The following is a 13975-nucleotide window of genomic DNA, read 5'->3' as shown; positions in this document are numbered from 1 at the left end:
GCCTTATTTTCAAAGGCTTTTCGAGGCGACCGACCCGGCTGTTTGCGTTGCCGCTTGCCGTGTCGATGGAGGCGCATTATAGGGAACGGATTCTTTCTGGCAACCCCTCATCGGCAATAAAATTGCAAAAAAGTGCACTTTTTTAGTTATTCATATCCAAACACAGCTTTTATACAAACTTATCCACAGAAACCACCAAATCCAGTGCTAAATTAGCCACTCCTCTGCGAGCAGCTTATACCACTGGCTGGTTTTTTCGGTATCAGGTGAATGTAAGACCATCATTCGATAATAAGGAATACCTACCTATATAAGGAACTACACGATCAAGAGTAAGCAGTTGAGGCAGTTGAGGCAGTTGAGGCAGTTGAGGCAGTTGAGGCAGTTGAGGCAGTTGAGGCAGTTGAGGCAGTTGAGGCAGTTGAGGCAGTTGAGGCAGTTGAGGCAGTTGAGGCAGTTGAGGCAGTTGAGGCAGTTGAGGCAGTTGAGGCAGTTGAGGCAGTTGAGGCAGTTGAGGCAGTTGAGGCAGTTGAGGCAGTTGAGGCAGTTGAGGCAGTTGAGGCAGTTGAGGCAGTTGAGGCAGTTGAGGCAGTTGAGGCAGTTGAGGCAGTTGAGGCAGTATCAGAATCCATTAAAAGAAAAGCCGGGACAAGCCCGGCTTTTTCTTTATCACTCAGCAGCTGCTTCAGCAGCGGCCGGGCGGTCTACCAGCTCAATATAAGCCATAGGGGCGTTGTCGCCTGCACGGAAACCGCATTTCAGAATGCGAGTATAACCGCCGGCGCGCTCCAGGTAGCGCGGGCCCAGTTCATTGAACAGCTTAGCCACGATCGCGTTATCGCGAGTACGGGCAAATGCCAGGCGACGATTAGCAACGCTATCAGTCTTGGCAAGGGTGATCAGCGGTTCAACTACACGACGCAGCTCTTTTGCCTTAGGCAGAGTCGTCTTGATGATCTCATGACGAACCAGGGAGCTGGCCATGTTGCGGAACATAGCCTGACGATGGCTGCTGTTCCGGTTCAGTTGACGACCACTCAAACGATGGCGCATGACCTTATCCTTCTAACTAAATCTGTGAAACCCGTAATCTGGATTACTCGTCAGCGATGCTGGCGGGCGGCCAATTCTCGAGGCGCATGCCAAGAGACAGACCACGGGAGGCCAACACGTCCTTGATCTCGGTCAGGGACTTCTTACCGAGGTTAGGAGTCTTAAGCAACTCAACTTCGGTACGCTGTACCAGATCACCAATATAGTGGATAGCTTCTGCCTTCAGACAGTTCGCAGAACGAACTGTCAGCTCCAAATCATCGACAGGACGCAGCAGAATCGGATCAAACTCGGGTTTCTCTTCTTTCTTCTCGGGCACGCTGACATCGCGCAGATCCACGAAGGCTTCCAGTTGCTCAGCCAGAATAGTGGCAGAACGGCGGATGGCTTCTTCAGGATCCAGAGTACCATTGGTCTCCATGTCGATGACCAGCTTGTCCAAGTCGGTACGCTGCTCCACACGTGCTGCCTCAACGTTGTAGGCAATACGAACGATGGGGCTGAACGCGGAGTCCAGCAGCAGGCGACCAATAGGACGCTCTTCATCATCGTTGTGAACACGAGCAGAAGCAGGCACATAACCACGACCGCGCTGAACTTTCAGGCGCATGCTGATTTCAGCATTGGCACCAGTCAGGTGGCAGATTACGTGCTCCGGGTTTACGATCTCGACTTCATCACCGTGAGTGATATCACCAGCGGTAACGGGGCCTGTTCCAGACTTGGTCAGGGACAGAGTTACCTCGTCCTTGCCTTCCAGCTTCACAGCGATACCTTTCAGGTTGAGCAGGATTTCAAGAATGTCTTCCTGTACACCTTCTTTGCTGCTGTACTCATGCAGTACCCCGTCAATTTCGACTTCAGTAACTGCACAACCGGGCATAGAAGACAGCAAAATACGACGCAGGGCATTACCCAGCGTGTGACCAAAGCCACGCTCAAGTGGCTCGAGAGTCACTTTCGCATGAGTCGGGCTAACTTGCTCGATGTCAACTAGCCGCGGTTTAAGAAAATCTGTTACAGAACCCAGCATTGTGTCCTCTCTTTAGAAGCTAGCTTTACTTGGAGTAAAGCTCGACGATCAGCTGTTCGTTAATGTCGGCAGACAGGTCGGAACGCTCTGGCAGACGCTTGAAAGCACCTTCCATTTTAGCGGCATCAACCTCTACCCAAGTCGGCTTCTCGCGCTGACCAGCAACCTCGAGGGATGCTTTGATACGCGCTTGCTTCTTAGCCTTCTCACGAACGCAGATCACGTCCTCAGGGGAAACCTGGAAAGAAGGAATGTTCACAACGCGACCGTTGACCATGATGGCCTTGTGGCTCACCAGCTGGCGAGATTCAGCACGGGTAGCACCGAAGCCCATACGGTAAACAACGTTGTCCAAACGACCTTCCAGCAGCTGCAACAGGTTTTCACCGGTGTTACCCTTTTGACGGGCAGCGTCGCGGTAGTAGTTGCGGAACTGTTTTTCCAATACGCCGTAGATACGACGAACTTTTTGTTTCTCGCGCAGCTGAACACCGTAGTCAGACAGACGCGCTTTACGCGCACCGTGTTGACCAGGAACGGTGTCAATCTTGCACTTAGAATCAATCGCACGAACACCAGACTTCAGGAAGAGGTCGGTGCCCTCACGACGGCTAAGCTTAAGCTTAGGACCGATATATCTTGCCATCTTCTTTCTCCAACAATCCTAGACCAAGTAGCTACAGCGTTACACGCGGCGCTTCTTGGGAGGACGACAACCGTTGTGCGGGATCGGAGTCACATCAGTAATGTTAGTGATGCGGAAACCAGCCGCGTTCAGAGCGCGGATGGAAGACTCACGACCGGGACCCGGACCTTTGACCATGACTTCCAGGTTCTTCACGCCGTATTCTTTGGCGATCTCACCAGCACGCTCAGCAGCTACCTGGGCAGCAAACGGAGTGGACTTACGGGAACCACGGAAACCTGAACCACCAGAGGTAGCCCATGACAGAGCATTGCCCTGACGGTCAGTAATGGTCACGATTGTGTTGTTGAAAGATGCATGAACGTGCGCAATACCGTCGCTCACTTGCTTTTTAACGCGCTTGCGAGCACGAGTCGGAGTTTTAGCCATTTTCTACCTTCCCGTTACTTCTTGATAGCCTTGCGCGGACCCTTACGGGTACGAGCGTTGGTCTTGGTACGTTGACCACGAACAGGCAGGCTACGACGGTGACGCAAACCACGGTAGCAACCCAGATCCATCAATCGCTTGATGTTCATGGAAATCTGACGACGCAGGTCACCTTCAACGGTGAATTTACCTACTTGTTCACGCAGACTCTCGATCTGAGCTTCGTCCAGGTCTTTAATTTTCACATTCTCAGCGATACCGGCTGCGGCACAGATGGCCTTGGAGCGGGTACGACCGACGCCATAAATAGCAGTCAAAGCGATGACTGCATGCTTATGGTCAGGAATGTTAATGCCAGCGATACGGGCCACTATTCACTCCTACATATAGTAGATTACGACCACCACAAAGCCCGTGAGCGGATACGTGGCGGTCAACCAATACACAACAAAAGTTGGCTGGCTATATTAGCCAGCACAACTATTTGTTGCAAGTACTAACCGTAAAAAATTAGCCTTGGCGCTGTTTATGCTTTGGCTCGCTGCAAATCACACGCACCACACCGTGACGCTTGATGATTTTGCAGTTACGGCAGATTGCCTTAACGGAAGCACGAACTTTCATTGCTTAACTCCGTAACTACGCCGACCTTTAGCGGCCGTAGCCCTTCAGGTTGGCCTTCCTCAGGACATCACCATATTGATGAGACATCATATGGGTCTGAACCTGAGCCATGAAGTCCATGATAACTACCACGATAATCAGCAGCGAGGTGCCACCGAAGTAGAACTGTACGTTCCAGGCAGTCATCAAGAACTGGGGTACCAGACAGATAAAGGTTATATAGAGTGCACCTGCCAATGTCAGGCGAGTCATAACCTTATCGATATAACGTGCTGTCTGCTCGCCCGGGCGGATCCCCGGGATAAAGGCTCCACTCTTCTTCAGGTTGTCTGCTGTCTCGCGGGGGTTGAACACCAGCGCGGTATAGAAGAAGCAGAAGAAGATAATGGCTGCTGCATAGAGCATCTCATACAAGGGCTGACCCGGCTGCAGGACCATAGAGACCTGTTGCAGGATGTCAGCGATCTTGCCCTCGCCCTGACCAAACCAAGAGGTAATGGTCCCTGGGAAGAGAATGATGCTGGATGCGAAAATCGCAGGAATCACACCGGCCATATTCACTTTCAACGGCAGGTGTGTGCTTTGCGCGGCAAATACCTGGCGGCCTTGTTGACGCTTGGCATAGTTAACGACGATACGACGCTGACCACGCTCCACGAACACCACAAAGTAAGTCACTGCGAAAACAATCAAGCCCAGCAACAACAACAGCAGGATGTGCAATTCCCCTTGACGTGCCTGTTCGGCCGTAGCGCCAATGGCATGAGGCAGACCAGCAACGATACCTGTGAAGATAATCAACGAGATACCATTACCAATCCCACGCTCGGTAATCTGTTCACCCAACCACATCAAGAACATGGTACCGGTGACCAGACTCACAACGGCCGTGAAATAGAAGCCCAAACCCGGATGAGTCACGAGTCCTTGCATCATATTCGGCAGACCGGTTGCAATACCAATGGCCTGGAACGTTCCCAAAACCAGCGTGCCCCAACGGGTATATTGGCTAATCTTGCGACGGCCGGATTCACCTTCCTTCTTGAGTTCAGCAAGAGCGGGGTGAACCACAGTCAGCAGCTGGATAATGATCGACGCCGAAATGTACGGCATGATCCCCAGCGCAAGAATAGAAGCACGCGAGAGTGCACCACCACTGAACATGTTGAACATCTCAATGATGGTGCCCTTCTGTTGTTGGAACAACTCGGCCAGTACGGCGGCGTCAATACCAGGAATCGGCACATAAGAGCCTGCACGGAAAACGATAATCGCCCCGAGAACGAAGAGCAGACGGCTCTTCAGTTCACTCAGACCACCCTGTGCTTTAACATCCAATCCTGGTTTCTTAGCCATTGTACTGATTATTCCTCGATTTTACCGCCAGCGGCCTCGATGGCTGCACGTGCACCTTTGGTGACGGACAGACCACGAACGGTCACAGCACGGTCAATGTTGCCAGACAGAACAACTTTAGCGAACACGATGTTTTTAGTAATAACACCGGCTTGCTTCAGAGTGCTCACGTCGACCACATCACCTTCTACCAGGGCGATTTCGTTCAGGCGCACTTCGGCAGAAACCAAAGATTTGCGGGAGAAGAAACCGAACTTCGGCAGACGGATTTTCAAAGGCATCTGGCCGCCTTCGAAACCGTTGCGGACTTTGCCGCCACCGGAACGAGAGGTTTGACCTTTAACACCACGACCACCGGTCTTGCCCAGACCAGAACCGATACCACGGCCCGGACGGTGCTTAACGCGCTTGGAGCCAGCGGCCGGAGACAGAGTATTCAGACGCATGCTTAGCCCTCCACCTTAACCATGTAATAAACCTGGTTGATCATGCCGCGTACGCAGGGAGTATCTTCCAGCTCAACGGTGTGACCAATGCGACGCAGACCCAGACCACGCAGAGTCGCCTTGTGCTTTGGCAGACGGCCGATAGAGCTGCGAGTTTGAGTTACTTTTACAGTGTTAGCCATGTCGCATTACCCCAGAATTTCTTCAACGCGCAGACCACGCTTGGCAGCGATCTGGGCCGGGGATTGACCCTGTACCAGAGCGTCGACAGTTGCGCGAACAACGTTGATTGGGTTGGTGGAACCGTAGGTCTTGGCCAGCACGTTGTGGATACCAGCAACTTCCAGAACAGCACGCATGGCGCCGCCTGCAATGATACCAGTACCTTGAGAGGCCGGCTTCATGAACACGGTGGAACCGGAGTGAACACCGCGCACCGGGTGGTGCAGAGTGCCGTTGTTCAGCTCAACCTTGTTCAGGTTACGCTTAGCCTGTTCCATCGCTTTTTGAATAGCGGCCGGAACTTCACGGGCTTTACCGTAACCGTAACCTACACGGCCGTTACCATCACCCACCACGGTCAACGCGGTGAAGGACATGATACGACCACCTTTAACAGTTTTCGAAACACGGTTTACTGCAATCAGCTTTTCTTGCAGTTCGCCGGCTTGAGATTCGACTTTAGCCATCTTCGACTCCTAGCTTAGAACTGAAGACCAGCGTCACGTGCAGCAGCTGCCAGAGCAGCGATGCGACCGTGATACTTGAAACCGGAACGATCGAAAGATACGTTCTGAACGCCTTTGGCAATAGCACGCTCAGCGATTGCTTTACCTACCGCGGTCGCTGCATCAGCGTTACCGGTGTATTTAATAGCTTCACTGATGGCTTTCTCTACTGTGGAAGCAGAGGCCAGAACTTCGGAACCGTTGGCTGCAATAACCTGCGCATAGATATGACGCGGGGTACGGTGAACAACCAGACGGGTAGCTCCCAGTTCCTGCATCTTTTTCCGAGCACGAGTAGCACGACGGAGACGAGCTGCTTTCTTGTCCATAGTGTTACCTTACTTCTTCTTAGCTTCTTTAGTACGCACTTGCTCGTTGGCATAGCGTACACCCTTGCCCTTGTAGGGCTCCGGAGCGCGGTAAGCACGGATATCGGCGGCGACTTGGCCAACCAGCTGCTTGTCGACACCACGCAGAACGATTTCTGTGGCAGTCGGGCACTCAGCGGTCACACCAGCCGGCAGCGCATGCTCTACCGGGTGAGAGAAGCCCAGAGCCAGCGCAACAGCATTGCCCTTGATGGAGGCTTTATAACCTACACCAACCAGCTGCAGCTTGCGCTCGAAGCCTTGGGTAACACCGATTACCATGTTGTTGACCAATGCACGGGCAGTACCGGCCTGAGCGTCAGCACCAGCGATGCCGTCGCGCGGGGCGAACTTCAGTACATTGTCTTCTTTGGTCACTTCTACACCGGCGTGAATAGAGCGAACCAGGGAACCTTTACCACCTTTGATGGACAGTTCCTGGCCGTTCAGAGTCACCTCTACGCCAGCAGGAATAGTGACGGGTGCCTTAGCAACACGAGACATTTCCTACCTCCTATTAAGCGACGTAGCAGATGATCTCACCGCCCATGCTTGCTTTGCGGGCAGCACGGTCAGTCATCACACCTTTAGACGTGGACACGATAGCAACACCGAGACCGCCCATAACTTTCGGCAGATCAGTAGTGCGCTTGTAAATACGCAGGCCGGGACGGCTCACGCGTTGGATCAGTTCTACAACTGGCTTGCCCTGGAAATATTTCAGTTCAATTTCCAGTTCCGGCTTCACGTCACCAGCTACGGAGTAGCCAGTGATGTAACCTTCTTCTTTCAGCACTTTGGCGATAGCCACTTTCAGCTTGGAAGAAGGCATGGAAACCGCAACTTTGCTCGCCGCCTGACCGTTACGGATGCGGGTCAGCATATCCGCGATCGGATCTTGCATGCTCATAAGTCTAACTCCCGAGATTCGTTACCAAGAAGCCTTCTTCAGGCCCGGAATTTCGCCCTTCATGGCATGCTCACGCACCTTGATGCGAGACAGGCCAAACTTGCGCAGGAAACCGTGCGGACGACCAGTAATATTGCAACGGTTACGCTGGCGGGACGGACTGGAATCACGGGGCAGCTGTTGCAGTTGCAGGACAGCATCCCAACGCGCTTCTTCAGAAGCGTTCATATCAACAATGATAGCTTTCAGCTCGGTTCGCTTGGAGGCGAACTTGGCTACCAGCTTCGCACGCTTTGCTTCACGTGCTTTCATGGAAGTTTTAGCCATAACCCTAACCTTACTTGCGGAATGGGAAGTTAAAGGCAGCCAGCAGAGCACGGCCTTCTTCATCGGTATTCGCGGAAGTGGTGATGGTGATATCCAGACCACGGACGCGATCGACCTTGTCATAGTCGATTTCCGGGAAGATGATTTGCTCACGCACGCCCATGGAGTAGTTACCACGACCGTCGAACGCTTTAGCGTTCAGGCCACGGAAGTCACGGATACGCGGTACGGAGATGCAAATCAGCCGTTCCAGGAACTCCCACATACGCTCGCCACGCAGGGTTACTTTACAACCTATCGGGTAGCCTTCACGAATCTTGAAGCCCGCAACAGATTTGCGAGCTTTGGTGATCAGCGGCTTCTGACCGGAAATGGCAGCCATATCGGCAGCAGCATTTTCCAGCAATTTCTTGTCAGAGATCGCTTCACCAACACCCATGTTCAGGGTGATTTTCTCGATCCGAGGGACTTGCATGATAGTCTTGTAACCGAACTGTTTGGACAGTTCATTTACTACATCGGATTTGTAGTAATCATGCAGTTTCGCCATCGTTAAACTCCAATTACTTCACAAGTTCGCCGGTGGATTTGAAGAAACGGACTTTTTTGCCGTCTTCAATCCGGAAACCAACGCGGTCAGCCTTGCCAGTGGCAGAGTTGAACAGCGCTACGTTAGATACATCGATGGGGGCTTCTTTGGTGACGATACCGCCAGCCTGACCCAGTGCGGGTACCGGCTTCTGGTGTTTCTTCACCTGGTTGATGCCTTCCACGATTACCTTACCTTTTGCAATCAGGACTTGAGTGACTTTGCCACGCTTGCCCTTGTCTTTGCCGGTAAGAACAATCACTTCGTCTTCGCGACGGATTTTAGCTGCCATCGTTCGACTCCTTACAGTACTTCGGGTGCCAGGGACACAATCTTCATGAACTTCTCATTACGCAGTTCACGAGTCACCGGGCCAAAAATACGAGTACCGATTGGCTGTTGGTTGTTGTTAAGCAACACAGCCGCATTGTTGTCGAAACGGATGACAGAGCCGTCCGGACGACGAACGCCTTTACGGGTGCGTACGACCACCGCGTTATACACATCACCTTTCTTCACTTTACCGCGAGGAATGGCTTCCTTGATGGAAACCTTGATGATGTCGCCGATGCCGGCGTAACGGCGGTGCGAACCACCCAGAACCTTAATACACATTACACTGCGAGCGCCGGAGTTGTCGGCAACACCCAGCATACTTTGCATCTGGATCATCTTAGTGCTCCGCTTTGTTTACTTCTTATCCCTCTCGGGATCTGGCTGCCTTCAAAAGGCGCGAAACTATAACACAGGATTTTTAGAAAAGGTAGCCTAAAAAACAAACGGCCCCGCTAAGGGGCCGTTTGGACTACAAAGTACCGATTAGGCCTTTTCTACAACGGCAACCAGGGTCCAGGACTTGGTCTTGGACAGCGGGCGGCATTCGCGGATTTCCACGAGGTCGCCAGCTTTGCATTCGTTGTTTTCATCATGTACGTGCAGCTTGGTAGTGCGCTTGATGATCTTACCGTAGATCGGGTGCTTTACCTTGCGCTCGATAGCAACAGTGATGGACTTGTCCATCTTGTCGCTGATTACACGACCTTGCAGAGTACGGATCTTGTCAGTCATTACGCACCTGCCTTCTCAGTCAGTACAGTCTTGATACGTGCGACGTCACGACGCACTTGTTTCAGAGTGTGAGTCTGAGCCAGCTGGCCGGTGGAAGCTTGCATGCGCATGTTGAATTGCTCACGCAGCAGACCCAGCAGTTCCTGGTTCAGTTCTTCGACGCTCTTTTGACGCAGATCTTGGGCTTTCATCACATCACCGTCTTAATTACGAAAGTGGTCTGAACGGACAGCTTAGCTGCGGCCAGGGCAAACGCTTCACGCGCCAGAGCCTCAGGTACACCATCCATCTCGTACAGAACCTTGCCAGGCTGGATCGGGCAAACCCAGTATTCCACGTTACCCTTACCTTTACCCATACGAACTTCGAGGGGTTTTTCGGTGATGGGCTTGTCCGGGAACACACGGATCCAGATCTTGCCTTGACGCTTAACGTGACGGGTCATGGCACGACGGGCTGCTTCGATTTGACGAGCAGTCAGTTGACCACGGGATGTCGCCTTCAGGCCAAAGGTACCGAAGGATACTTCGTTACCAGAGTTGGCCAGACCGCGGTTACGACCCTTGTGGGTCTTGCGGAATTTAGTACGCTTTGGTTGCAACATTTACCGAATCTCCTTACTTAGCAGCGCGGCGCTTGTTGTCACGCTTGGGCTTTGCAGGAGCTTGCTCTTGAGCAGCAGCGGCATTAACAGCAGCCAGACCGCCCAGAACTTCGCCCTTGAAGATCCAAACTTTAACGCCGATCACACCGTAAGTGGTGTGGGCTTCAGAAGTTGCGTAGTCGATGTCGGCACGCAGGGTGTGCAACGGCACACGACCTTCACGGTACCATTCGGTACGCGCGATTTCAGCGCCGCCCAGACGACCGGAAACTTCCACTTTGATGCCCTTGGCACCCAGGCGCATTGCGTTCTGTACGGCGCGCTTCATAGCACGACGGAACATTACACGACGCTCCAGCTGGGAAGTGATGCTGTCGGCAACCAGTTTGCCATCCAGCTCCGGCTTGCGGACTTCGGAAATGTTGATCTGAGCAGGCACGCCAGCAATTGCGGCTACAGCTTTGCGCAGTTTCTCAACGTCTTCGCCTTTCTTACCGATCACAACACCCGGACGAGCGGTGTGAATGGTCACACGGATGCTCTTGGCCGGACGCTCGATGGTGATCTTGGACAAGGACGCGTTTTTCAGTTCCTTGGTCAGGAACTGGCGTACTTGAAAATCGCTGTACAGGTTGTCAGCGAAGTCTTTGGTGTTCGCGAACCAGGTAGAATTCCAAGGCTTGGTAATACCCAGGCGAATGCCATTAGGATGTACTTTCTGACCCATTGCTTATCTCCCAGCCTTAGCGTCGGATACCACTACGGTGATGTGAGCGGTACGCTTGAGGATACGATCCGCACGACCTTTGGCACGCGGACGGATGCGCTTCATGGAGGGACCTTCGTCGACCATGATAGTAGCAACACGCAGCGCGTCGATATCGGCGCCTTCGTTGTGCTCAGCGTTTGCAATGGCAGATTCCAGCACTTTCTTCACCAGAGCTGCAGCCTTTTTCGGGCTGAAGGTCAGGATGTTCAGAGCCTTGTCTACGGACAGACCACGTACTTGATCGGCTACCAGACGAGCTTTCTGGGCAGAAGTACGGGCATAACGGTGTTTAGCGATAGCTTCCATCATTTATCCCTTAGCGCTTCTTAGCCTTCTTATCAGCAGCATGGCCGCGATAAGTACGAGTCGGTGCGAATTCACCCAGTTTGTGACCGATCATTTCTTCGGTAACGAAAACCGGAACGTGCTGACGACCATTATGGACAGCGATGGTCAAACCGATCATGTTCGGGATGATCATTGAACGACGGGACCAGGTCTTAACCGGCTTTTTATCCCCGCTTTCCACCGCTTTCTCTACCTTCTTCAGCAAGTGCAGGTCAATAAATGGACCCTTCTTGAGAGAACGTGGCATGGTGATTCCTCTATGTTAACAATTACTTGTTACGACGACGTACGATGTACTTGTCGGTACGCTTGTTCTTACGGGTCTTGAAGCCTTTAGCCTTCTGGCCCCATGGGGACACAGGCTGCATGCCCTTGTTGCGACCCTCACCACCACCGTGCGGGTGGTCGACCGGGTTCATCGCCATACCGCGAACGGTCGGACGAATACCACGCCAGCGGTTTGCACCGGCTTTACCCAGTTGACGCAGCATGTGCTCGGAGTTACCAACTTCACCGATGGTGGCGCGGCACTCGGCCAGAACTTTACGTACTTCGCCGGAACGCAGACGCAGAGTTACATAGTTACCTTCACGAGCCAGGATCTGGATGAAAGTACCAGCGGAACGAGCCAGCTGGGCACCTTTACCAGGCTTCATCTCAACAGCGTGAACGGTAGAACCGACCGGGATGTTGCGCATCGGCAGGGTGTTACCTACCTTGATTGCGGCATCAGCACCAGAAGCGATTGCATCACCAGCTTTCAGGCCTTTCGGAGCCAGGATGTAACGACGCTCACCGTCTGCATACAGCACCAGGGCGATGTTTGCGGTACGGTTAGGATCGTATTCCAGGCGCTCTACTTTGGCCGGGATACCGTCTTTGTCGCGCTTGAAGTCGACGATACGGTAGTGTTGCTTGTGACCACCGCCGATGTGACGGGTGGTGATGCGGCCGTTGTTGTTACGACCACCGGACTTGTCTTTCTTGTCCAGCAGAGCTGCAAAGGGCTTGCCCTTGTACAGGTCTTGGTTGACGATCTTGACGACGTGGCGGCGGCCCGGAGAAGTAGGCTTGCACTTAACGATTGCCATTTTTCAGAACTCCTCTTACTCGGCTGCGCCCATGAAGTCGATGTCCTGACCAGCTTTCAGGGTCACATAAGCCTTTTTCCAATCGGAACGACGGCCTACGCGTGCACCTGCGCGCTTGGTCTTACCCTTCATGTTCAGGGTACGGACGGTCTCAACTTCGACCTCGAACAGTTTCGCAACTGCAGCTTTGACTTCCGCCTTGGTGGCATCAACAGCAACTTTGAACACGATAGTGTTCTGCTTTTCTGCGACCATGGTGCTCTTTTCAGAGATGTGCGGAGCCTTCAGAACTTTCAGCAGACGCTCTTCACGGATCATGCCAGCATCTCCTCGATTTGCTTAACTGCGTCAGCAGTCATCAGAACCTTGTCGAAAGCGATCAGGCTGACCGGGTCGATACCGGCAACGTCACGCACGTCAACTTTGTACAGGTTACGAGCAGCCAGGAACAGGTTCTCATCGACTTCAGCAGTCACGATCAGAACGTCAGTCAGTTCCATTTCTTTCAGCTTGGCGATCAGTTCTTTGGTCTTCGGAGCTTCGATGCCGAACTTCTCAACAACGATCAGGCGCTCTTGACGTACCAGCTCGGACAGGATGCTACGGATAGCGCCGCGGTACATCTTCTTGTTTACTTTCTGGCTGTGATCTTGCGGCTTAGCTGCAAAAGTCACACCACCGGAACGCCAAATGGGCGAACGGATGGAGCCAGCACGGGCACGACCAGTACCCTTCTGACGCCACGGCTTTTTGCCGCCACCAGACACTTCAGAGCGAGTCAGCTGCGCACGAGTACCCTGACGGGCACCAGCGGCATAAGCAACGACAACCTGGTGAACCAGAGCTTCGTTGAATTCGCGCCCGAAGGTAGTCTCGGAAACTTCAAGAGCGCTCTTGGCGTCTTTCATTACCAATTCCATTACTATCTCCTCAGACGTTACGCTTTGACGGCAGGTTTAACGATCACGTTGCCGTTGGTTGCACCCGGTACTGCGCCTTTGATGAGCAGCAGGTTGCGTTCAGCGTCAACACGAACCAGTTCCAGGTTCTGAGTCGTTACACGCTCAGCACCCATGTGACCAGCCATCTTTTTGCCCTTGAATACACGGCCCGGGGTCTGGTTTTGACCGATGGAGCCAGGTACACGGTGGGACAGAGAGTTACCGTGGGTCATATCCTGGGTGCGGAAGTTCCAGCGCTTAACAGTACCGGCAAAACCTTTACCCTTGGATGTGCCGGTAACGTCTACCAGCTTAACGTCAGCGAGAAGATCTACTTTCAGCTCGCTACCAACAGTGAAAGTTTCACCGTTGTTCAGGCGGAATTCCCACAGACCGCGACCGGCTTCTACACCAGCTTTGGCGAAGTGGCCAGCTTCCGGCTTGGTTACACGGCTGGCTTTCTTGGCGCCAGTGGTAACCTGAATAGCGTTGTAGCCGTCGGTTTCTACAGATTTGACCTGAGTTACACGGTTAGCTTCAACTTCGATAACAGTCACCGGGATAGAAACGCCATCTTCAGTGAAGATGCGAGTCATACCCACTTTGCGACCTACAAGACCGATTGTCATTGTTATCAACCTCTTT

General features: G+C 52.9%; 27 protein-coding genes and 1 pseudogene. 1 reads left to right on the top strand and 27 read right to left on the bottom strand.

Translation table 11 applies throughout. From position 1 onward, the window contains the following. Window positions 1-357 precede the first annotated feature (357 nt). Window positions 358-612: pseudogene (locus E5E96_RS22845) on the top strand (DUF4573 domain-containing protein); the annotation flags it as partial. A gap of 57 nt (window positions 613-669) precedes the next feature. On the opposite strand, the gene rplQ reads toward E5E96_RS22845, so the two are convergent. The 27 genes from rplQ to rplC form a co-directional block, all read right to left on the bottom strand. Then, entirely contained in the window at window positions 670-1053 is a 384-nt protein-coding gene (gene rplQ / locus E5E96_RS08805; protein WP_005307999.1) for a 50S ribosomal protein L17, read from the bottom strand. A 43-nt stretch (window positions 1054-1096) separates the two neighbouring features. Further along, window positions 1097-2086, bottom strand: coding sequence for a DNA-directed RNA polymerase subunit alpha (rpoA, locus tag E5E96_RS08800; protein WP_005307997.1), 990 nt, complete (start codon window positions 2084-2086; stop codon window positions 1097-1099). 25 nt (window positions 2087-2111) lie between these two features. Continuing rightward, a complete protein-coding gene (gene rpsD / locus E5E96_RS08795; RefSeq protein ID WP_011704319.1) occupies window positions 2112-2732 on the bottom strand; it encodes a 30S ribosomal protein S4 in 621 nt (206 codons plus the stop codon). 39 nt (window positions 2733-2771) lie between these two features. After that, window positions 2772-3161 (bottom strand): 30S ribosomal protein S11, encoded by a 390-nt coding sequence (gene rpsK, locus E5E96_RS08790; RefSeq protein WP_005319702.1) that lies wholly within the window; start codon window positions 3159-3161, stop codon window positions 2772-2774. Window positions 3162-3175: 14 nt separating this feature from the next. Continuing rightward, window positions 3176-3532 carry a 30S ribosomal protein S13 gene (gene rpsM / locus E5E96_RS08785; RefSeq protein WP_005307991.1) on the bottom strand — a complete coding sequence of 119 codons (357 nt, stop codon included), beginning with the start codon at window positions 3530-3532 and terminating at the stop codon, window positions 3176-3178. Window positions 3533-3671: 139 nt separating this feature from the next. After that, the gene (gene rpmJ / locus E5E96_RS08780; protein ID WP_005319705.1) at window positions 3672-3785 is read right to left on the bottom strand and encodes a 50S ribosomal protein L36; all 114 of its coding nucleotides are present in this window, start codon (window positions 3783-3785) and stop codon (window positions 3672-3674) included. A gap of 27 nt (window positions 3786-3812) precedes the next feature. Beyond that, entirely contained in the window at window positions 3813-5141 is a 1329-nt protein-coding gene (secY, locus tag E5E96_RS08775) for a preprotein translocase subunit SecY (RefSeq protein WP_010672567.1), read from the bottom strand. An 8-nt stretch (window positions 5142-5149) separates the two neighbouring features. Continuing rightward, complete coding sequence (gene rplO / locus E5E96_RS08770; RefSeq protein WP_005307987.1) at window positions 5150-5587, bottom strand: 50S ribosomal protein L15; 438 nt, start codon at window positions 5585-5587, stop codon at window positions 5150-5152. A 2-nt stretch (window positions 5588-5589) separates the two neighbouring features. Then, window positions 5590-5769: a 50S ribosomal protein L30 gene (rpmD, locus tag E5E96_RS08765; protein WP_005307985.1), complete on the bottom strand. Its 180-nt coding sequence runs from the start codon at window positions 5767-5769 to the stop codon at window positions 5590-5592. Window positions 5770-5775: 6 nt separating this feature from the next. Further along, entirely contained in the window at window positions 5776-6276 is a 501-nt protein-coding gene (gene rpsE / locus E5E96_RS08760) for a 30S ribosomal protein S5 (protein ID WP_011704318.1), read from the bottom strand. Window positions 6277-6290: 14 nt separating this feature from the next. Further along, window positions 6291-6644, bottom strand: a complete 354-nt coding sequence (rplR, locus tag E5E96_RS08755) for a 50S ribosomal protein L18 (RefSeq protein ID WP_011704317.1) — start codon at window positions 6642-6644, stop codon at window positions 6291-6293. Between the two features lie 9 nt (window positions 6645-6653). Continuing rightward, on the bottom strand, window positions 6654-7187 hold the full coding sequence (rplF, locus tag E5E96_RS08750; protein ID WP_005307981.1) for a 50S ribosomal protein L6: 534 nt from the start codon (window positions 7185-7187) through the stop codon (window positions 6654-6656). 13 nt (window positions 7188-7200) lie between these two features. Beyond that, window positions 7201-7593 (bottom strand): 30S ribosomal protein S8, encoded by a 393-nt coding sequence (gene rpsH / locus E5E96_RS08745; protein ID WP_011704316.1) that lies wholly within the window; start codon window positions 7591-7593, stop codon window positions 7201-7203. Between the two features lie 21 nt (window positions 7594-7614). Then, complete coding sequence (rpsN, locus tag E5E96_RS08740; protein ID WP_011704315.1) at window positions 7615-7920, bottom strand: 30S ribosomal protein S14; 306 nt, start codon at window positions 7918-7920, stop codon at window positions 7615-7617. A 10-nt stretch (window positions 7921-7930) separates the two neighbouring features. Next, on the bottom strand, window positions 7931-8470 hold the full coding sequence (gene rplE, locus E5E96_RS08735) for a 50S ribosomal protein L5 (protein ID WP_005331162.1): 540 nt from the start codon (window positions 8468-8470) through the stop codon (window positions 7931-7933). A 13-nt stretch (window positions 8471-8483) separates the two neighbouring features. Then, entirely contained in the window at window positions 8484-8801 is a 318-nt protein-coding gene (gene rplX / locus E5E96_RS08730) for a 50S ribosomal protein L24 (protein WP_005307977.1), read from the bottom strand. 11 nt (window positions 8802-8812) lie between these two features. Further along, entirely contained in the window at window positions 8813-9181 is a 369-nt protein-coding gene (rplN, locus tag E5E96_RS08725) for a 50S ribosomal protein L14 (protein WP_005307975.1), read from the bottom strand. A 147-nt stretch (window positions 9182-9328) separates the two neighbouring features. Continuing rightward, on the bottom strand, window positions 9329-9577 hold the full coding sequence (rpsQ, locus tag E5E96_RS08720; RefSeq protein ID WP_005307966.1) for a 30S ribosomal protein S17: 249 nt from the start codon (window positions 9575-9577) through the stop codon (window positions 9329-9331). After that, window positions 9577-9768, bottom strand: coding sequence for a 50S ribosomal protein L29 (gene rpmC / locus E5E96_RS08715; protein ID WP_005307965.1), 192 nt, complete (start codon window positions 9766-9768; stop codon window positions 9577-9579). The genes rpsQ and rpmC overlap by 1 nt, the downstream gene beginning before the upstream one ends. After that, window positions 9768-10181: a 50S ribosomal protein L16 gene (gene rplP, locus E5E96_RS08710; protein ID WP_005307963.1), complete on the bottom strand. Its 414-nt coding sequence runs from the start codon at window positions 10179-10181 to the stop codon at window positions 9768-9770. Before rplP ends, rpmC begins: the two co-directional genes overlap by 1 nt. A 13-nt stretch (window positions 10182-10194) precedes the next feature. Continuing rightward, window positions 10195-10908, bottom strand: coding sequence for a 30S ribosomal protein S3 (rpsC, locus tag E5E96_RS08705; protein ID WP_005331168.1), 714 nt, complete (start codon window positions 10906-10908; stop codon window positions 10195-10197). Between the two features lie 3 nt (window positions 10909-10911). Next, entirely contained in the window at window positions 10912-11256 is a 345-nt protein-coding gene (gene rplV, locus E5E96_RS08700) for a 50S ribosomal protein L22 (RefSeq protein WP_011704314.1), read from the bottom strand. A 10-nt stretch (window positions 11257-11266) separates the two neighbouring features. Next, a complete protein-coding gene (gene rpsS / locus E5E96_RS08695; RefSeq protein WP_005307960.1) occupies window positions 11267-11545 on the bottom strand; it encodes a 30S ribosomal protein S19 in 279 nt (92 codons plus the stop codon). A gap of 22 nt (window positions 11546-11567) precedes the next feature. Further along, complete coding sequence (gene rplB, locus E5E96_RS08690; RefSeq protein WP_005307957.1) at window positions 11568-12389, bottom strand: 50S ribosomal protein L2; 822 nt, start codon at window positions 12387-12389, stop codon at window positions 11568-11570. A gap of 15 nt (window positions 12390-12404) precedes the next feature. Further along, window positions 12405-12704, bottom strand: a complete 300-nt coding sequence (gene rplW, locus E5E96_RS08685; protein ID WP_342690021.1) for a 50S ribosomal protein L23 — start codon at window positions 12702-12704, stop codon at window positions 12405-12407. Beyond that, complete coding sequence (gene rplD / locus E5E96_RS08680; protein ID WP_005340616.1) at window positions 12704-13309, bottom strand: 50S ribosomal protein L4; 606 nt, start codon at window positions 13307-13309, stop codon at window positions 12704-12706. Before rplD ends, rplW begins: the two co-directional genes overlap by 1 nt. Before the next feature lie 17 nt (window positions 13310-13326). Further along, window positions 13327-13959 carry a 50S ribosomal protein L3 gene (gene rplC / locus E5E96_RS08675; RefSeq protein ID WP_010672559.1) on the bottom strand — a complete coding sequence of 211 codons (633 nt, stop codon included), beginning with the start codon at window positions 13957-13959 and terminating at the stop codon, window positions 13327-13329. Window positions 13960-13975: the final 16 nt, after the last annotated feature.

It is taken from the genome of Aeromonas sp. 1805 (genome assembly GCF_013085525.1).
Lineage (GTDB): Bacteria > Pseudomonadota > Gammaproteobacteria > Enterobacterales > Aeromonadaceae > Aeromonas > Aeromonas hydrophila.
Note: the sequence above shows the minus strand (reverse complement) of the source record. Positions and strands in the feature narration are given on the sequence as shown.